This window comes from Sorangium sp. So ce128 (assembly GCF_051525245.1).
Lineage (GTDB): Bacteria > Myxococcota_A > Polyangia > Polyangiales > Polyangiaceae > Sorangium > Sorangium cellulosum_B.
Genome location: NZ_CP150313.1, coordinates 9,396,922 through 9,416,080, shown reverse-complemented (window position 1 = coordinate 9,416,080; position 19,159 = coordinate 9,396,922). Strand labels below are relative to the sequence as shown.

At 67.8% G+C, this 19,159-nt stretch carries 12 protein-coding genes; 2 read left to right on the top strand and 10 right to left on the bottom strand.

Going from position 1 to position 19,159, the window contains the following annotated elements; all coding sequences use genetic code 11:
• Positions 1 to 17: 17 nt before the first annotated feature.
• From WME82_RS35805 to WME82_RS35795, 3 genes are all read right to left on the bottom strand, one after another.
• On the bottom strand, positions 18 to 284 hold the full coding sequence (locus tag WME82_RS35805; protein ID WP_438038978.1) for a hypothetical protein: 267 nt from the start codon (positions 282 to 284) through the stop codon (positions 18 to 20).
• Positions 281 to 577 carry a hypothetical protein gene (locus tag WME82_RS35800; protein ID WP_438038977.1) on the bottom strand — a complete coding sequence of 99 codons (297 nt, stop codon included), beginning with the start codon at positions 575 to 577 and terminating at the stop codon, positions 281 to 283. Before WME82_RS35800 ends, WME82_RS35805 begins: the two co-directional genes overlap by 4 nt.
• 64 nt (positions 578 to 641) lie before the next feature.
• Positions 642 to 1,310: a Mut7-C RNAse domain-containing protein gene (locus WME82_RS35795; RefSeq protein WP_438038976.1), complete on the bottom strand. Its 669-nt coding sequence runs from the start codon at positions 1,308 to 1,310 to the stop codon at positions 642 to 644.
• A gap of 122 nt (positions 1,311 to 1,432) precedes the next feature.
• Here WME82_RS35795 and WME82_RS35790 point away from each other — a divergent pair, with 122 nt between their 5' ends.
• The gene (locus tag WME82_RS35790) at positions 1,433 to 2,425 is read left to right on the top strand and encodes a matrixin family metalloprotease (protein WP_438038975.1); all 993 of its coding nucleotides are present in this window, start codon (positions 1,433 to 1,435) and stop codon (positions 2,423 to 2,425) included.
• Between the two features lie 25 nt (positions 2,426 to 2,450).
• Here WME82_RS35790 and WME82_RS35785 read toward each other — a convergent pair whose 3' ends face one another.
• Positions 2,451 to 3,143, bottom strand: coding sequence for a hypothetical protein (locus tag WME82_RS35785; RefSeq protein WP_438038974.1), 693 nt, complete (start codon positions 3,141 to 3,143; stop codon positions 2,451 to 2,453).
• Positions 3,144 to 3,497: 354 nt separating this feature from the next.
• Between WME82_RS35785 and WME82_RS35780 the strand changes: the two genes are divergently transcribed.
• A complete protein-coding gene (locus WME82_RS35780) occupies positions 3,498 to 4,607 on the top strand; it encodes a peptide-N-glycosidase F-related protein (RefSeq protein WP_438038973.1) in 1,110 nt (369 codons plus the stop codon).
• A 43-nt stretch (positions 4,608 to 4,650) separates the two neighbouring features.
• On the opposite strand, the gene WME82_RS35775 is transcribed toward WME82_RS35780, so the two are convergent.
• The 6 genes from WME82_RS35775 to WME82_RS35750 form a co-directional block, all read right to left on the bottom strand.
• Entirely contained in the window at positions 4,651 to 6,036 is a 1,386-nt protein-coding gene (locus tag WME82_RS35775; RefSeq protein WP_438038972.1) for a WD40/YVTN/BNR-like repeat-containing protein, read from the bottom strand.
• A gap of 14 nt (positions 6,037 to 6,050) precedes the next feature.
• The gene (locus WME82_RS35770) at positions 6,051 to 7,826 is read right to left on the bottom strand and encodes an RICIN domain-containing protein (protein WP_438038971.1); all 1,776 of its coding nucleotides are present in this window, start codon (positions 7,824 to 7,826) and stop codon (positions 6,051 to 6,053) included.
• Between the two features lie 678 nt (positions 7,827 to 8,504).
• Positions 8,505 to 9,404 carry an MOSC domain-containing protein gene (locus WME82_RS35765; protein WP_438038970.1) on the bottom strand — a complete coding sequence of 300 codons (900 nt, stop codon included), beginning with the start codon at positions 9,402 to 9,404 and terminating at the stop codon, positions 8,505 to 8,507.
• Positions 9,405 to 9,590: 186 nt separating this feature from the next.
• On the bottom strand, positions 9,591 to 10,736 hold the full coding sequence (locus tag WME82_RS35760) for a metallophosphoesterase (protein WP_438038969.1): 1,146 nt from the start codon (positions 10,734 to 10,736) through the stop codon (positions 9,591 to 9,593).
• 397 nt (positions 10,737 to 11,133) lie between these two features.
• Positions 11,134 to 11,760, bottom strand: coding sequence for a hypothetical protein (locus WME82_RS35755; protein WP_438038968.1), 627 nt, complete (start codon positions 11,758 to 11,760; stop codon positions 11,134 to 11,136).
• 28 nt (positions 11,761 to 11,788) lie between these two features.
• On the bottom strand, positions 11,789 to 19,153 hold the full coding sequence (locus WME82_RS35750; protein WP_438038967.1) for a SpvB/TcaC N-terminal domain-containing protein: 7,365 nt from the start codon (positions 19,151 to 19,153) through the stop codon (positions 11,789 to 11,791).
• Positions 19,154 to 19,159: the final 6 nt, after the last annotated feature.

Here is a 19,159-nt window from a genome sequence, read left to right as displayed (position 1 = left end):
TGTGCGCGACTTCGTACTCAGTTGCACGTAGCGGCGAAGCGCTCGACGTAGGCCGCGATTTCTGCGGAAAGTTGGGGAAGTGTACTGGCTGGACGCCTGGTGAGGTCCTCACGCTCGGCGCTTCTGCAACTGTAGTACTGGCGCGCGATATCCTGGCTGATGACGATAATCGAAGAGGTCTCGGCGCAATCGTCCCCTTCGGCGCTGATGACCAGATCGAAGCTCGTCTTGGCAACGCTCGCGTCGAAGAGCGCGCCCTGGTGCATCGCCGCGTCGTGGTTCAACGTGCCGAGACGGGCGAGCGGTCATCCTCGCCGGGCTTTGCGCACGCCGCGAACGATGTTCCTCCAAGCCGAACAGGCGGCGGGAGACGCTCGTCCTTCAGATTGACCTGCGTCGTGGACGTGCTGCCGTTGACATCGGCCACGATGAGCGCGCTCCCACCCGGCGCCGTCGGTGTCCCCTGAGACACGTAGTGCCGCGAGGCGCCGCCGCCGCAAGCGCCAAGCACGGCGCAGGTGAGCAAGGAAGCCTTCAGCACGAACGGCGCGAGCCGTACCGAGCGCACCTTTCGCATGAGAACTTCACCTTGTTGCCTGTGGGCGGCCTTTGCCGACGAATGAATCCTCCCTTCCGCCGCGTCACGGCCGCGGCTTTTGGCCGCCCGCCGGTGGTGCAGGGGCCTCGGCCGCGGCGGCCACGCCGGCCGCGGCGGCCACGCCGGCGACGATGCCGTCCCAGTGGCTGCCCTTCCACAGGACCTTGCCGCATCGATCGCACCGCCAGAACTCGTCGTGGCGATCCGCCACCACCGCCGGCACCGCATCCCGGACGCTGTCCTTCGTGGCGGCCGTGAGCGCGCCGCCGCATGCCATGCAGCGGGGGTCCCGCACGGGCAGCCCGAGCTCCCGCAGCACGAAGCCGGCCTGCTCCGTCGGCCGCAGCCCGCGGGGCACGTAGAGCCCGCGCACGGCCGCGGTGCGCAGGGAGCGCCGCTCGAACACGCCGGCGTCGGAGCTCAGCAGCACCCGGCCGGTCTGCTGCGCGAGGCGCACGAGATCGCCGTCGTCGATGCCATGCTCGAACATGGCGTCGTAGCCCGCGCCGCGCAGCCAGCGCGACAGGCCGCCCAGCATCGCGTCGCACAGGAAGCTCGGCGCCGCCGCGCCGCCTTGCGCCGGGGCCGCGCTGTCCTGCGCCGCCGCGCCGCCCTGCGCCGGGGCCGCGCTGTCCTGCGCCGCCGCGCCGCCCTGCGCCGCCGCGCCGCCCTGCGCCGGATCGGCTCCGCCGCCCGCCTCACCCACGAGCACGCCCCATCACGCTCAGGATGGCGGAGGGCCAGCGGGCGGCAAGGGCGCCGCCGGCGAAATCCCCACGCGCCGGCCGCGCGCTGCTACCGTCGCTGTAGGGTCAACCGATCGTGGAGGAGTCGATGGCGATGAAGCGTGCATGGTGCTCCTGCGTGGCGGCCGCGCTCGCCGTGCTGGCGAGCGCGCAGCAGGCGTCGGCCTACTGCCGCTCGAACACCTGCAAGAGGTCGGAGCTCTGCCTGCAGGACGACCAGCCCGTCGGCGAATGCAAGCCGCTCCGATGGGCGGGCGATTGCATCGGCTTCAGCATCCAGGAGGACGCGTCCAGCGAGATCTCCTACCAGGAGATCTCCGACGTGCTCGAGGCCGCGTTCGATACGTGGATGCAGGCGCCCTGCGACGGGGGAACGCCGGGGCTCCGCGTCCAGAACCTCGGGCCCGTCGCCTGCGGAGCGGTGGAGCTCAACGCGAGGGACGGCAAGACCAGGATCGTCGATGGCCTCGTGCCGGGCAACGCCAACGTGGTCGTCTTCCGCGATCTGGAGTGGCTCGCGGCCGCGGGGCACAACACCGAGATGCTCGCGCTCACGACGGTGCAGTTCGACAGGAAGACCGGTAATCTCTGGGGGGCCGACATGGAGATCAACACCGATCTCTACGATTTCACCGTCGCGGACGACTCCGCCGCGCCGAGGGAAGATCTGCTCGCCATCGTCACGCACGAGGCCGGGCATTTCCTGGGCCTCGACCACACCATGGCCGGGCCCGAGGCGACCATGCACTCCAGGTACGACAGGGCGGATCCGATGAACTTCCGGACGCTGCACGACGACGACATCGCGGGCATATGCCAGATCTACCCCCCTCGGGATCTCTCCACGTCGACCTGCAACCCCATCCCGCCGCACGGGTTCTCGCCCGAGTGCGCCGACGACCAGCTGGTCAGCTGCAGCGCGGCGCCACCGGCCGCCGGAGGCCCAGGGTGGAGCGCCCCGCTGGCCGCCGTCGCGATCGGCGCGGTCGCCTGGCTGCGCGCCGTCAGGCGTCCTCGCCGCGAAGGATGGCCCCGATCGAGCTGTCGCGTCTGCGTCAGCCGTCGCTCCGCGGACAGGTGACCACCACCCCAGGGACGAACTTGCCCTACCGCGGCGTCTCTGGCTCCTCGAGGCCGAGGACGCTCTCCAGGCTAGGGTAGGCGGCTTCCTCCTTGTTCAGGTTCAGGTCCTTCCAGGGAATTACCTCCTGCAGGAGATTGTAGTCGAAGGCCCAGAGATACTCTGGGCTCCCGGGCTCGATCAGCGTGCAGCAGTAGTCGGTCCATGTTCCAAACCCATCGACCACGACCGCCTCGCTGCAATTGCATGCGATATCGTCCTCCACCACCCTCCAGGGTATAACCTCCTCGAGCCGAAGCCGGCGCGCCTTGGGCTCACCCGCGCGAACGAAGCGGATCCCACGGAGGGTGTGCTCGTTGCTCATGCTGAGCTCCAGCTCCAGATCTGGCCACACGGGGAGAGAGTAGAACATCTTCATGGCATTCGGCGCCTGGCTTCTCGGCGTCGGCTCGACGCGCTGCGGCGCTCCAAGGAACCGACGATACAAGTCGGCGTGGCACTCGTCCACGATGCCTGGGTCTTCATGATCCAGGCGTGCGCGCGCCAGCATCTCCTTGGCCGCATCGAACGCCGCCTCATCGACGCCTAAACGCCTCAGGCCTCCTGCGACACCCTCCTTGTTCCGCATGCGTGACATGAGATAAATCTGAAGCGCGCTGATAAAATCCATGACTGCTCCGCTCCGAGATTCCACAAGCGGTCGCCTCTCGTCTGTCATCACGACCCTTCCTTCTTCACGTTGATCTAATTGAGTAGCTCCTGAAGTTTATCCACGGGCATCGGTTTCGCCGCGACGATCTCGACGTGAGTCTGATGCTTGCCACGCTGGATAATTCCAGCCCCGGAGGGAGATGCTCGGCCTGGTACGCGCCCCCGAATCGCTCAACCTCCGCCGCCGCTCCAGCACGACATCGAGCCGGCGATCTGATAAGTTGGACGAATGCACCTGCGTCGCGCGATCCCATACCTCTGTCCGTTGGCCCTGCTCGCCGCGTGCACGGACGAGCAGCGCTCTGACGCGGGCACAGGCGGAGGCACCGGGACCTCCGAGAGCAGCGGGAGCACGAGCGGAGTGACCGGGACCAGCGCAGGCAGCGGCGGCACGGGCGGCGGTGGCGTTGCGGCCAGCAGCAGCGGCAGCGGCGACGTGCCGTCCCGGGAGCCCGAGGAGGTCCCGGTGCTGGAGGACATCACGTTCTACGACGGCTACGCCGAGACCGTCGACGAACCGATCCCGGCCGGCGTGATCCGCCACAACAACTCGCTGGTTGCGACCAGGTTGACCGACGAGCTGCTCGCCAAGATCCAGACCACCCTGAAGGTCCGCGTGGTCGTGGGAGCGCTGTGCGACAACTACGACCGACTCGGCTCGGTCAACCTGGCGCTGGTCCCCAAGGGCGCCCAGACCTACGTTCCCGGGAAGGTCGAGCGGATCGAGATCGCACGGTTCGTCACGCCGTTCATGGACATGAACAAGCAGCCGAAGACGGTCCCCTATGAATGGGAGGCCAGCAACCTCGTGCCGATCTTGAAAGACCCCGACCTCCTGGCCGAACACGATCTCTGGTTCGAATTGGGCATCTTCGGCGTGCCTTACGCCGCGAACGACGAGGTCCCCGGTTGCGCTGGTCGCAATGACACGCAGCTCGGATCGCTGCTGCTGTACACCGACAGCACGCGGGCGGCCCAGGACTTCAGCGTCCTGTTGCCGCTGGCGATCAGCGAAGAATTCAACAACTACGCCACGGGCGCCAGCGACAAGGTCGGCACGACCCGCAAGACCGTCAGCTTCGAATTGCCGGCGGATACACAGGATGCACAGCTCGTGCTCATCACGTCGAATCACGGCGCCAACCAGGGCGGCGAGGAGTATGTTCGCCGCGACCATCACGTGTACGTCGACGGCGAGCTGGCCTTGCAGTACAAGCCCGGGCGCACGTCGTGCGAGCCGTTTCGCAAGTACAACACCCAGGGCAACGGCATCTACGGGGCGTCCCCGCGGTCGGACAAAGAGTGGCAGTCGTTCAGCAATTGGTGCCCTGGCGACGTGATCGACACCCGGATCGTCCCGTGGGGCGCCGCGAGCGCCGGCACGCACGAGTTCGTGATCGACGTCCCCGACGCGACCTTCGTGGGCGGGGAGGGCAATATCCCGTTCTCGCTCTACGTGCAGGCGCGTTAGGAGCTCCAAACGCGAGCACCCGACGCGGGAACGGCTCGGGCCGTCACCGCGCTCCCGGCGCCTCTGCGCGCCGGCGTCCGTGCCGTCGCGCGCGCAGGAGCGCGCCGCCGGCCGCGGCGAGGCAGCTCAGCAGCGCCCCGGCGCGCCCCCCGCCCGACGCCCCGCAGGAGCAGCCGCCGCCGGCGCTCGCCTCGGCTGCGCCCGCGCCGGGCTCGCCCCCGCCGGCGCTCGCCTCGCCCCCGCCCGCGCCCGTGGCGCCGCCCGAGCCGGCGCCGGCCTCGCACGAGCCCGCGGCGCCGATGAAGCGCGCTGTCGCCCGCCAGAGCCCGGGGCAGGTCCGGCCGGTCGAGCTGTCGCCCCCGCAGGCCTCCGGCGGGCCGCAGAGCCGGTCGAGCGTCATGAGCGGCGAGAACGTCCTGCCCCCGTCCGTGGAAACGCCGGCGGAGAAGCCGTCCACGGGCTCGTCGGCGCAGGCGAAGAGGCCCCGCGAGGTCCAGGTCAGGCAGCGGACGCCGAGCTGCCCAACCTGGGTGAACTCCAGGGTATCCGTCGGCGCCACCCACAGGCCGTCCAGATCGCTGCCGGCCGCGATCTCGGTCCCGTCGGGCGAGAGGGCGAGGCCGAGCAGGCTCGCCGCCTGGAACACCTCGCGCCACGTGGCGCCCCCGTCTTGCGAGACCAGCAGGGCGTCCGCGCCGTCGCCGTCGCGGCGCACGTACACCACGTCAGGGTCTTTCGGGTCCACGGCGCCGAGGTACGGCAGGTTGCGATCGTCGCTGCCAGGGACGTCGAACTCTTCCCACGTCGCGCCGCGATCGTCCGAGCGCCGCACGATCCCCTCGAACGTGGGGCCGTTGCGGCGCCCGCTCACGTAGATGCGCCGCGGATCGCTGGGCGCGCTGTCCAGGGTCACGCCGAGGAACGTGCTCGGGAAGTCGACCCCGGCCTGCGTCCAGGTCCGTCCGTCGTCCTTCGATTCCCAGACCTGCGTCAAGATCGCGTCGCTGGCCATGACGCTGGAGCCGAGCAGGAGGACGCTCGCGGGATCCGCGCGATCGATCGACAGATCGACGATGTTGCGCTGGGCGAGCGCGCCCTCGGCGATGTGCCAGTCGCAGCCGCGGTCGTGCGTCGCGCTGAGCCCGTCGAAGAGCCCGGCGAGGATCGAGCCGTCGGCGGTGACGACGAGCATGGGGTCCTCGAAGCCGCTGTAGCCGATGGCCGCTTCACAGATCCACGACCAGCGCTCGCCGCCGTCGTGGGTGGTGAGGACGCCGTAGGTCGCGCGGACGACGATGTGCTCGGGATCGGCTGGATCGACGAGGATCTGGCCGGCGGTTGGGTATCGGCCGTTGGCGCGCGCGGGCGTGGCGGCGGAGAGGGCGAGGCCCGCCGCGGCGGCGGCGAGCCCGAGAGCGACGCGGTTCATCGAAGCGAGGTTCGCTACTGCCGCCGGAACTGCTGGTTCGTCCCGTTGTTGCACGTGTACTGGGCGAGCCTGGCGCCGTCGGCGGTGCTGGCGCTGTAGACGTCCACGCACTTTGCGCTGTTGACCGAGCGCAGCGAGACGGCGCCGTTGCCGCGATCGATGAGATCCCACTTCTGGCTGTTCCTGCCGCTGTTGCAGTCCGCCTGCGTGATGTTCGCCCCGTTGTTCCGGCTGGACCCCTGCACGTCGAGGCACTTTCCGCTGTTCACGTTCTTCACGGTCGCCGTGGTGCCGCTGAGGATCTCGACTTGCCATTGCTGGTCGCTCGCCCCGGTGCACGGCCGCTGGACGACGGTGGCGCCGTTGTCCAGGCTCGCCCCGTTGACGCTCATGCATTTGCCGGAATGGAGGGCCGCCAGGCTCTGGCCGGTGGTGCCGCCGGTGCCGCCGCCCGGATCGCCGCCGCCGGTGCCGCCCCCGGGGTCGGTCGTGCCGCCGCCCAGGCCGGAGATCTGGACCTGCGCGCCCGTGGCCGACACGGAGAGGAGCTTCAGCGTCGCGTTCGTCCCGAAGAGCTGATGAGAAGCGCCGACGGCGAGCGGCGAGTCCCTGAAGTTCCCCCCAGGGATCATGTCGAGCAGGTGCGCCCGGCCGCTTTCCCGCGACTGCGTGAAGAACGCATGGATGAGCACGCCCTTCGTGGAGAGGTTGCGCGAGTCGACGACGTTCGTCGCCGCCGGCTGGCGGAACTCGATCTGGTACATGACGTCGTTCGGGCCCTTGACGCGGAGGAGCTGGGTCCCGGTGCTCGCCTCGGTCATCGGGGCGAGCGTATACGTCCCGTCGGCGGTGACCGTCTGGGCCTGCGACGACGGGATCCACCCGAGGTTCACCTTGTAGTTGGCGTTGAAGTGCTGCTTCCCGCCGTTGCCCATCGGGTCGAACGGATCGCCGTACTCGTCGAAGGTGCAGTCGTTGCTCATCGTCACCGTCGCCCCGGCGTTGCGGCACGTCCGCGAGGAGGCGTGCCACAGGCCGAAGTTGTGGCCGAGCTCGTGCACGACGACCTCGGGCCAGAGGCCGGCGATCCAGGTGGCGTTGCCGGGCTGCGCGCCCATGCCGGCGTACCCGCAATCCATCTTCCCCATGATCATGTAGTGCTGGTACGCGTTCAGATCGAAGCCGGCGTTCTTCGCCGCGGTCCTGGCCTCGTTCTGCCATCGGTTGTAGTCGTCGCACTTGCCGAAGCTGATGTTGAACGGGCCGGCGACGTCGTACTCGAGCTGCATCTTGCCGAACGACGAGCCCGCCAGGTGGGTCGCCGCGCCGGCCATGGTGTTGCGCACGTCCTGCTCCGTGCCCAGCGTCTGGCCGCCGTCGAACTGCACGCGCAGCACCAGGACGCGCTTGGTCCCGGTCGTGACGAGCGCGTTCGTCAGCTCGCCGATGCCCTCGGCAGGCCGCATCGTGGCGACCATGATCGTGCCGTCGCCGGTCTCGGTGCCGAACACGTCCACGGGGGAGCCGCTCGCCGTGCGCCAGTCGATCGACGGCTCGACGCCCGGCGCCGTATCCGTCATCGAGCCCAGGTCGAGGCGCACGAACACCCCATCTTCCCGCTCCAGCATGTACCGCGCTTCGCCATTGGCGACGGCGACGGTCAGCGTCCCCGAGGCGGTCGGGGTCGGCCCCGCGCCCTCGTCACCGGCGTCGAGGATCAGGCAGCCGGGCGCGAAGGCGCACGCTGCGGTGAGGGCAGCCGTGGTGAGGTGTGACTTGAAGCGCTTCATGGGATCTTCCTTTCCTGGCTCGGTCCGATGCGCCCATCTCCCCCGATGTCGGAGAGCGCCGCACCATCCCCCTCAGGAGCCAGGGCGCGGCGCGACGGAGCGCTGCCAAGGAGAGGCCGCAAGCGCCGCCAGCCTCTCCGCTGCTGATGTAACTTGACGGCCAATCCGCTCACGGACCCGCGCGACGATCGCTCGCGATCGCCGCGCCGTGCCGCCGTCCACGCACCCTCGCGAGTGCCTGTCCCTTCAAAGCAAATCCGCGGCCACAGTCGTGCTACCGGCTTGACACGGGCTGGGCGCCTCTCTGGGTGAAACAATCACGTGAGGACGGCCCGTGATCCAATCCGATATGATGTTTGCGCGACTGGCATGGATCGCGAGGGATCCTGAATGGACATGAAAACACCACCCCGGTGAGACCACGTGAGTTGGTGGATGAGCTCTTGTGCTCGGCTGATCGAGCGAACTCGGCTGGATTTCTGCGCGATTTGCTTCGAGGGTGGCAATCCGTGGTCGCGGGTGAGCGCGTGAGTTCTCCGGTGAGGGCGCGGGCGGCGATGTGGGTAGATTGGCGCGCTCGCGGCGCGCCCTGCCGGCCGTCGCTTCGTCTGGAGCTCCGCGGGGCGCGGCCTGGTCGCGGGGCGCGGCGGGAGATCGAGGGACCCGCGGCAGGGCCGGTCAGCGGGGCGGGGACAGGGCCGCTCCGCCCAGCTGGACGGCGGCCCCGCGGCGGATCGCGCCTTCGCGGCGCACGGTCGCGTAGACCCCGGCGACCGCCGGGAACACGACGCCGGGGGCGACGGTCGCGCTCGCGACCGCGTTGTGCCGGGCGAGCGCGCGCAAGAGGCCCGGATCGCGCGGGAGGTCGCCCTGGGCCAGCGTGGGGACGACGCAGCGGGGGCAAGGATCGATGACCTCGAGGCGGACCTCCTGGGCGATCTCGAGCGCGCGGCCTATCCAGCCGTTCTCGACGAAGCGGCGCTCGCCCGCGGCCGTCGCGACGACGAGGTTCGGGCGGAACCTCGGGGCCTCGATGCGCGCCGAGGGGTGGAGATCGCGCAGGCGGTCGAGCGTCGCCGTGGTCAGCACGTGCATGGCGGCCACGTCGAAGAACGTGCCGGCCGGCGCGGCGAGCGCCATCGGCTCCTCGACGATCGTGGCCTGCGCCGCGGAGCCGTCCGCGGGCGACCGATCCGCCTCGCGCCTCGCCGCGTCGGGCGGTCGGCTCACGAGGGCCACGTCGCGGCCGAGGGCGCGCGAGAGCGCCCGATCCACGTCCGGCTGCGCGCTGCTGAGCACGGCGCCGTCCGGCAGCGTGATCCACACGGGCGGCAAGGGCGCCGAGGGGCGCGGCGGCGCCGCGAAGGCCGCGCGGCACGCGAGCAGCGCGCCCCACTTGCCGGGGTGCTTGGCGCTCGCGACGTGCCCCGTCTCCCGGTCGAGGACGGCGTAGGCCCGGTCGCCGATCGCTCCGCGGTCCGTGATCGCCGTCTCGTCGATCTCCTCGCCTTGCATCGATTTGACCGGATAGCGCCATATCGACACGACCGTTCCGGTGGGCTGTTCGTCCGGGGGCATGGCGTCTCTTTACTCGTTGCTCGATCTCCGGGCGAGCTCGGCGCCAGGAGGGCGCCAGGAGATCGACGGCGCGACACGGCGCCTCGCGCCTCGCTCGGCTCCGCCGCTCTCGGCCTCTGGTCGCCCGGTCGGCTCGGCCGCTGCCCCTGGTCTAGATGCGCGCAGCGGCAGACACGCGCATCGGGTTCACGCGGGGACGAGCAGCTCGGCGAGCGGGAGCAAAGCGTAATCGGCGGCCGCGGTAAACCGCATCTCCCCGTCGATCAGGTAGAGGTCGGTCGCTCCGGGTCGATCGTCCAGGATCCCGAGGTCGTACACGACGACGTCGCCGTCGGCGCGCAGCGTGCGAATTCCTCCGATCTCCTTCTGGTGCGCTGCCGCCGTGAGCCAGTCGTGATCGAGCTCCGCCTTGCACTTCCTGTGACCGGTGTGACCGGCGACCTGTCGCAGGCCGCGCGGGAGCGAACGCGGCTCGAAGCGCCGTGGCCGTGCCGGATCGAGCTCCCATGCCGGGTCGCCACCCACGCGATCGACGCACGCAGGTCGATGGTAGAGGAGGCCGCCACCTTCATTGCCTGCGGCGCCTGCGACGTGGAGAGGCTCGAGCGAAAGCGGCGTGCGCGCGCCGCTCTGCCATTCCGTGCGCCGCGCGTCGACCGCGGCGCGCAACTGCCGCTCGAGGGCCGCCGCCAGCCGATGCGGGTCGCGCTCGTCCGGCATGCCCAGCATCGCGAGCTCGCGCGTGGTCACGCCCGCGTGGGTCAGCAACACAGCGCGGCCGTCGGGCAGCACGCCTGAGAGCGCGAGATGAAAGCGGCCGCAGAGCAGCAGCTCGATGACGAACTCGCGCTGGGACTCGCTGAACGACGCGTAATCGCGCGCCGCGAGCCCCGGGGTCGCCACATCGGGGAACTGCGCTGCGAACTCGTCGCGCTGGCGCCGGGCGGCGGCCTCGGCGCCTTCACGCCGCCTGGTCTCCTTGATCGAGCGCCCGAGCGCGCGCGCCGCAGCGAACCGCACGTCGTCGAGGCCGGCGAGCTCCATGACCCGCGCCGCGTCATGGTTGCCGAGCAGGAGCCTCACCTGCGCTGGATCGTGGCTGGCCAGCCAGCGCAGCGTGCAGAGCCCCTCCGCGCCCGCGCCCACCGGATCATCGAGGTCATAGTCAAAGTGATCGCCGATCGACACGAGCACGACGTCGTCGACCAGCCGGCCGTCCGCGCCGAGCAATGCGTGCGACGCGAGCACGGCCATCACCTTGGCCATCGGCGCCTGCGGGTCGCCCATCACGAAGATGCGCCGCGGTGTCACCGTTGGCTGAGGCGCGGCCATGGCGCGTATTTTAGCATGTCCTCAAATTCGGGCAAACGCTTGTCGATTGTCACGCTGTACGGCCGCCTTCCGCCGCTGGTCTTGAGCATCCGGCGCTCAGCCGCCTCGGCCATGGCCTGAGTGAGGAGCCGCTCGTGCAGCGCCAGGCGCTCGGGCGTCGAGCATGATGAGGCAGGGGATGAGCCCTCCGAGCCTGGATGAGCTCGAACGAGGGAGAGCGCCATCCTGCCATCACTCGCACGCGTCGCAGACGCGCAGCGCGCCCTTCTCCACCGCACTGCTTCCAAAGAGGCCTGGCTTCGGGACGGGGCTTGGAAGGACCTTCCGTGCCGTGGAGGACGTCGCTCCGCCGACAGGTGACCGCCGCCACAGGGATGAACTTGCCCTACCGCGGCGTCTATGGCTCCCCGAGGATGCTCTCCAGGCTAGGGTAGGCGGCTTCCTCCTTGTTCAGGTTCGTGTCCTTCCAGGGAATTACCTTCTGCAGGAGACCGTAGTCGAAGGCCCAGAGATACTCTGGGCTCCCGGGCTCGAGCAGGGTGCAGCAGTAGTCGGTCCATGTTCCAAACCCATCCACCACGACCGCCTCGCTGCAATTGCATGGGATATCGTCCTCCACCACCCTCCAGGGTATAACCTCCTCGAGCCGAAGCCGGCGCGCCTTGGGCTCACCCGCGCGAACGAAGCGGATCTCACAGAGGGTGTGCTCGTTGCTCATCCTGAGCTCCAGCTCCAGATCTGGCCACACGGGGAGCGAGTAGAACATCTTCATGGCGTTCGGCTCGTGGTCTCTCGGCGCCGGCTCGACGCGCTGCGGCGCTCCAAGGAACCGACGATACAAGTCGGCACTGCACTCGTCCGCCATGTCTGGGTCCTCATGATCCAGCCGTGCGCGCGCCAGCATCTCCTTGGCCGCATCGAACGCCGCCCTATCGACGCCTAAACGCCTCAGGCCTTCTGCGACACCCTCCTTGTTCCGCATACGTGACATGAGATAAAGCTGAAGCGCGTTGATAGGATTCATGACTCCTCCGCTCCGAGATTCCATGGCATCAGTCGATGTATTTGAGGCCTTTGAACAGGTACGTCGATCCCTTCATCGTCAAGTCAGTCTGCGCCGATCTTATCACGCCGTTCGGCGCCACCACAAGCACCTTTGTACCAGGGCCTCCCCTCAGGACCGGGGTAAGTATGGTATGATTGCCATACGGCACCACACGCGTGCCCATATATTGCCCAGGTACGGATTCGAGTGCAGCCCGGATCGCAACGATGGCCTGGTCCTTCGGGAGGCGGTGGGCGTTGACCTGTCGCACGGCCTCGGCGACCCTCCCACTCTCCAGCGTGATGCTGCTGCCGATTCTCTCACCCTTGATACGTGCTGAGTTCAGTTGGGGGGAGCCTTGCGGCTGACCAGAGACTCGATGAGATTTTTCCTTTATGACGGTCCCCGTCAGCGTAACGGCATCTTCGCTCGCTGCCGCCGTGCCTCCCTTCGCTCCTGTCGAGCCTGCCTCCGGCTTCGGAGGTGACTTCGACGAACCACCATCGCCTTTGTTCGCAGCGCTCATGGCAGCTGCTGGAGCCTTGACTATCGAAGAATCGAATACGATGGTCCCTGCTGACGTGGCCGTACTGCCGGCGTTGGCGGTCGCCAGGCGCGGTTCAGGGATGTCGATTCTAATTTCTCCAACTCCAGGAAACAAAGATGTTCCAACGTCGACGATGGCGCCGAACATTCTCTTGTGTTCTTCTGGTGTGACGTATTCCTTGTCTGGCGCCCCTTGTAAAAGATCGACGGCCTTCTGTGCTGCCTTGTCGAGCATCCCCCCTGGAGCATAGATCGTCGCGAAGGGCTCCACGAACGCTCGATTCGCTTTGTCTACCATTCCTTGCCCGAATTGCTCGGGGGTTTGATCGGTCGCAAGCACGAACGCCAGCTTGAGGGCCGTGCTTATCTGATCGCTTATGTCGGGCGTCTTTGAAGCGGGCGGTGGGCTGTCTTCTGTCCCAGTGGGATCGATGAGCCTGACAGGGTTGCCTTTTACATAGGCGAACAAATTCAAGCCGGCTCTCGTCCCGATGGGATCCGCCGCCGTCCACCGCCCGAGCCACGCCGCATAGTACCGCGCCCCGTGATAGTAGAGCCCCGTCTCTTCGTCCCGCTCCTTCCCCGTGTAGCGATACCGCTTCCGGCTCACCTCCGCCGCGCCGTCCGCCGACCAGTACGCCGTGGTCCCGAAGGGATGGTACTCCTCATAGCCGATCACGAGCCCCGCCCCGTCGACCTCCAGCGAGGCCGACCCGAGGTGGTTGGCGAGCTGGTAGCGCAGCCGCGGCGTCACCGTGAAGGGCCCCGACGTGTCGACCGTCTTGGTCTCGACCATGGCCAGCCGCTGCGCGCCATCCATCACGTGCAGCGTTTGCCGCTCGAGCACGAGCCCTGTCGCGTTGCGCCTGCGGTAGACCTCGTAGCCGCCGAGGTAGATGCGCTCGTCGACGAGCCCGCTGTGCTCCCAGACCTTGCGCACGCGCTGGCCGGTCGCGTCGTAGGTGTAGTAGACGACCCCGCCGCCGTCGAGATCGGTGCTTTGCAGCTGGTCGTTCTCATCCCACGTGAGCGCTGGGATGTGCGGCATGGCCGTCATGTTGCCGTGGGCATCATGCGTGTACATCGGGCTGGACGGCTCGTCTTCGGGATCCCCGAAGGTGCTCTTGAGCCGGTTGCTCGTCGTCTCGTAGGAATACCGCCGGATCCAGGTCCCCGCGCCGGCCAGATGCTCCATCCGCTGGATGTTGCCGACGGCGTCGTAAAAGTACTCCTCGGTATAGTTCCTGAGCGCCTGCGCGTCGTTCGCGTGCGGCAGCGCGTGAATCGGCAGGTCGTTCTGGTCGCGCTGCACGTCGGCGAGCCCGCCCGCGTGCTCTCGTCCCGTAGCCTCGATCAGGCGGTATACCGCGTCATAGACGTACTGCGCGTCCGGTGACACCACGGCGTTGTTGAAGAACACCGTCTGCTGCGCGCTGTCCTTGATCTCGACGATGTTCCCAACGGGGTCGTAGGTGTACGTCAGGTTCTGAAGAACGGCGCCGTCCGAGCTGCGCGTCGTCCGGAGGCGCGCCAGCCGGAAAGTCAGCGGATCGTACGTGTATTCCGTGGACGTGCCGTTGCCGTAGTCGATCCGCTCTCGCTGGCCCTTCGCGTCGTAATCGATGTTGTCAACGAACGTCGTCCATGTCGCCGCGCCCGGAATCCACACCTCGATGCGTTCGAGCAGGCCCGCCTCGTTGTACGTGGGCTTGATCTCGCTCGCATCCGGCGCGATCTGGCTCGTCGGCCGGTTCAGCGCGTCGTACTCCGTCTGCATCTCGAAGCTCTCGGCCTCGAGCAGCGGGTCGGCCGCGGCGGCGATGGCCGACACGTCCGTGAGCGCCGAGAGCACCGACCAGTCGGCGCCAGCATGCACCTCGCTGCGCAGCCGGCGCGACGCCTGCAGCAAGTTGCCCTTGAAGTCGTACGCCTGGCTGGTCACCACACCCGCACCATCATACACCTGGAACGCCCGCCCGCGAAGGTTGCGTTGCAGTGCTTCCGGATGCGCTTCGCCATAGACCACGCGCCTGACGAGGCGCTCGGGCTCGCCGTCGAGGAACAACCACGTGCGTGTCGGGCGTTGTAGGGCATCGTAGGTGTAACGACGGTTCTGCCTCCTGCCGTTATAACTGCGCACCGGCTTGTTACCGATATCGACGACGTCCAGGCGAACTCCACCGTCCGGGCTCGCCGTGGAAAACCGCCGCCCAAGGACGTCGAACTGCTCGGTAACCGCCTCGACGCCGCGCGCGTCGAGCATACGGAGCACATGGCCTTGCACATCGAGCTTGCTGCGTGTGTGGTAGGAGGGGGCATCCACCCCGTGGATCCTGTTAGGGATCACGGTCCAGAAGGCACGACCGAGCGCATCGAGGTGCGTGGCCGTCGGCGTATCTGCATGCTCGAGCGCAAGCGTCGCGGCCCGCTGCGCTGCTGGGCTCGCCGAGCCCGACTGCCGCTCGGCCAGCCAGGGCGTGCCCATGACGGCGTCGTTCTGATCGAACGTCCGTGTGAGCCACGCGTCGAACTCCACGCGAGATTCGGTGCCGTCGGGAAACTCCGTGCGGATGACGCGATCGAGCGGGTCGTAGTGCAGGATGGGGGTGACGCCCCATTCCACCAGGTCCGCCTCCTCCTCGTATTCCGCGGTGGAGCTGAAGAACGGCTCGAACTGCTTGACCGGATTGCCCTTGTTGTTGAAGACCGTACGGCCTGTCCCGACCCAGCGGGCCGTCACGGGCCCGATGACGAGCGCGTCATTGCCCTCGCGCATGAGGACACCTTGGCCATCGCGGAGCGGCGCGTCGCCTGGCTCGGCCTGAACCTTCTGCATGACCACGCGACCGAAGCCGTCGCAGTAGGCGAGGCTCTCTCGAAACGGGGTGCTCGGACTGTCGGCATAATGTACCTCCCGCGCGTATGTGTGCACGAAGGCCGGCTTCTGTTCGACCTGCCAGCGAAGAATGTCGTATTCGATGCGCGATGTCGGGTTGTCGAGCGTATCGCCCTCGTTCGCGTTGTCTTTGCCCATCACGGCGCTGCGGACGACCCTGCCGAGCGCGTCGAAGGCGACGGCGGAGCGGTTGAGGTTTGGGTCGGTGATGTGCCACGGGGCGAGGACGCGGTAGTCGTTCTCGGCCTGGACCTGGTTGTTGAGCGGATCCGTTGAGGTCTCGATGAGCAGCGCAAAGTCGTCATAGGTGACGAAGGAGTGCCCGCCGAACGGGTCGACCGCCTCAACCGGGAGGTAGAAGCGCGCGGGATCGAAGATGACGTGGCCGCTGGCCGTCCAGTACCCCCCGTCGCGCTGGACATAGCGCCCCTCGGACAACAATACCGCAGGATCGAACGCCGTCGCGCTGAGCTGCCCGGATCTCTGCACGATCTCGCTCACGAGCCCCGGCGTCAGCGCGAGCTCGTAGCGCTTGTAAGGCAGCGCAAGGGCTTCGACTTCACCGAGCGGCAAGGGCCCGGAAAGGTCGTCCTCGTAAAAGACCTGCTGCGTTCGCTGGATCAGGCGGCGCTGGGGTGCAAGGCCGGTCGACTCGCCCTCGTAGGGCAAATCGTCCTCTGGATCAAGCATATCGAGGACACCCGTCCCCTGTTCATCGTGCAGCGCGGAGCGAGCCAGCAGGCCCTGTCCAGCGGCCGGCAGCGTGAGCCCGGTGAGCTCGAAGAGCCGCTCTTCGCATTGGAGGCCAACCCTGTACCACGTGATTTCCGTTGGCTTGTTGATGTAATCGCTCTCCGTCACTGTCGTCCATGCGCGTCGCTGCTCCGGCTCTCCCGTGGCGCGTGCATACGCGATCGACACCCTGCGCTCGACGTTGCCGAACTCGTCGACGTCGAGCACGAGGTCGTGGACGACGCGCGGATCGTCGGCCTTGCGCTCGCTGTGAATGAGGACACGCTCTCGCTCATGCACCATGAAGACGCCGTGCCGCGTGCCTTCGCTCGTCTTGATGCGCCTGACCTCGAAGCTCTGCTCGGTCGTGAGATACGGGATGTTCTCTTTGTTTGTGCCGTCCAGCGCGTAGATCTCCTGGCGCAGCAACCTCCCGCGCAGCGCTCGCGCTGCCTCGCGCTCGTCCTGAATGGACATGCCCTGCGGGAGCACGGTGTCCTTCAAGAGCAGGGCGGCCGGTCCCTTCTGGAAGTACTCCTCCGCCAGCTCCCTTTCCAGCCGCTCTTTCTCGAGCCAGGCGCCCGTATGATACCAGCTCACCGTCCGTACCGGCGCCTGGAAGAGCTCGGTCCCGGAGGCTCCCACCGTGAACTCCTCCGCGTCGCGCTGCTCGACGCGGGCGAACCCGCGAAACTCGCGCTCCACGCCGTCGAAGAACCCATGCCGGTAGCGATACGTCGTCACGAGCCGGCTCTTCGAGATTGCGTCGACGTGCTCGACATGATCGACCACGTGCACCGGGAAGGGGAGGCGCGTGAGCCATGGGATGCCGGCGGCCCTGTCCTCGAGGTAAAACTTCGTCGACGTCGCGTAGCTGATCGTCGTCTCCGCGCCGAGGTTGTTGACGACCGAGCGGAGCAGGTGCGGCTTCGCGCCCGCCATCAAATCCACGTAGAAGACGGAACGCGCCGTGGGGAGCGGCGACGACCAGACCAGGCACGCGGTGCCCTGGCCGAGCAGATCGACGATGCCAAGCCGTACGACGTTGTCCACCGGCGGCAGCGAGTGAATGTGCACGGGCGCGGCGAGGCGGTTGCCGGATTCGTTCAGGTAGAGGGCGACGCGATCGCTCCCCAGATAGAAGATGTCGCTGGTGCCCGAGCCGTCGACGTCGCCGAAGCGGACGCGCCGCGCGTCGAACTCGTCCATGGCCGCGAAGACGGGGCTGTTCTCCAGCGTGACCTTCTTGCCGAAGCGCCCATAACCGAGGTTGGGCCAGAAGCACACCTCGCCGTTGCGCACGCGGACGATGTCGACGAGCCCGTCGCCGCTCATGTCGGCGAGCTGGATGCTCTGCTCCGGATCCGCGAACACGACCGCCGGCCCGCGCTCGTCGTCGTCCGTATAGAAGACACGCTGGGCTTCGCCGAAGCCCTGCTTCGCCTTCGAGCGGTACCAGACGAACGCGTGGTCCTCGGTGATCAGCAGATCCGCGAGTCCGTCGCCATCGAGGTCGATGAAGCGCAAGTTCGGATCCATCCAGTCGATGTTCGGAAGGGACTCGAATGTCCGGAGCGCCTCGAAGCCGCCCTCTTTCGTGCTCGAGAAGTAGCCGGAGAGCGGGGCGCCGTAGGCGACCAGATCGAGCTGGCCATCCCCACCGAGGTCCTCCAGTTGCTGGACGCCCCCCACGAGCGCGCTCGGCGCAGGCAAGGCGGAGAGGGTGCGGGGCGCCTCCAGCTTTCCTTGCCCGCGGTTCGCCTTGTAGTACCAGGTCGACCCTTCGTCGATGAGCACCCCGGGGATGCCCTCGCCGTTGAGATCGATCCACTGCTTGGCCGCTCCGTCCACGCCGCCCTCGATCCCCACGAGGCTGTCCCGCGGGAGCGCGCTCAGCGTGTCGTTGATGACGGGTCGCACATAGTCGAGGCGCAGCGTGGGAAACACCTGGCGCTGCCAGGTGCTCGTGACCGTGTCGAACAGATAACCCGCCTGCGTGACACCCACGAGATAGGTGAACGCTCCGCTGGCATCATATTCGAAGTCCGTCGACCTGACGAGCACCGGCGTGCCATTGGCGGGGAAGCGGTGAAACATGAGCACGCGACGGCAAAGCCGGTACGTACGCACCTCGAACGTGGCCCTGTAGCTCGAGAACGGGTCCTGGCGGACCGTCCAGGGCGCGGACCCCGGTCCGGAGTCCGCCGGTGTGGGTACGGCGGTGGTGGTCGTCTCGGCGGGCGCGTGCTCGCCGTAATCGAACACCATCTCCATCATGAAGTCGCTCGCGACGAACGGGGCCGCATTGCAGTAATGGACGCGCTTCAGGTAACGCTGGGCAGTGGCAAGGAAGACAAGATCCCCTCCCTGGCGCTCGGAGCGGCTCTTCTCGCTCGAGTCCGAAGGGTCGACGCCGTCGCCGTCCTCGGCCTTGTACTCGTAACGAATGATGTTACCCCTGTCGTCGCGGCTCTCTTCGAGCAGCCAGCTGAAGATGCGCGCACCGCGGCCCACCTGCGGGCCCCCGGGGTCCGCGATGCGCGTCTCGGGCGTCTGGCCATAGACGTGGATTGTATTGTCCTTGGTGGTCACACGCCAATGCACGTCGCCGTCATCCTTTCGGATCCAGCGCTCGATACGCGCAAAGAGGCCTTCCACCCGCGGCCTGTAGGTGCGCGCGACATGGGTGCCGCGATCGAGCTCAGGCGCGCCGGTCTGGCTGAGCGTGGGGACCAGATCCTCCGCGCCCGAGAGGATGTAGTCGTCAGACTCGATGTCGTCCAGGTAGCGCGGAAGGCCCTTGTCGGTCTTCCGGGAGATGCTCGCGATCGAGAGAGCGAATCCGAGACCGAAGGCGCCGTTGCCGCCCCCGCTGTCGTACGCGAGCTGGAGCTGGGGGCCGAACCCGCCGCGACCGGGCGACGCGGGGAGCGGAACGGCGAGCGACGAGGTGCCCGTCGCCGGGTTGACCGAGAATTTCTCGCCGATGCCGCGAATGGCACCTCCGCCCTTCGGCAGGGTGAGCGCGGGCAACAGGGGCTGCCCGCCAGGTTCGCGGCCCTTCCCGTCGCCGGACCCGCCGTCCTCGCGCGCAGCGCGCGCTTCAGCGCCCTGATCGGGCGTCGCCTGCACCCGGTTCGTCGACGTCGTGTCCGGTTGGCCTTTACGGCCGTCGCTGGATCGCTCTCTCTTTTTCATGACGCC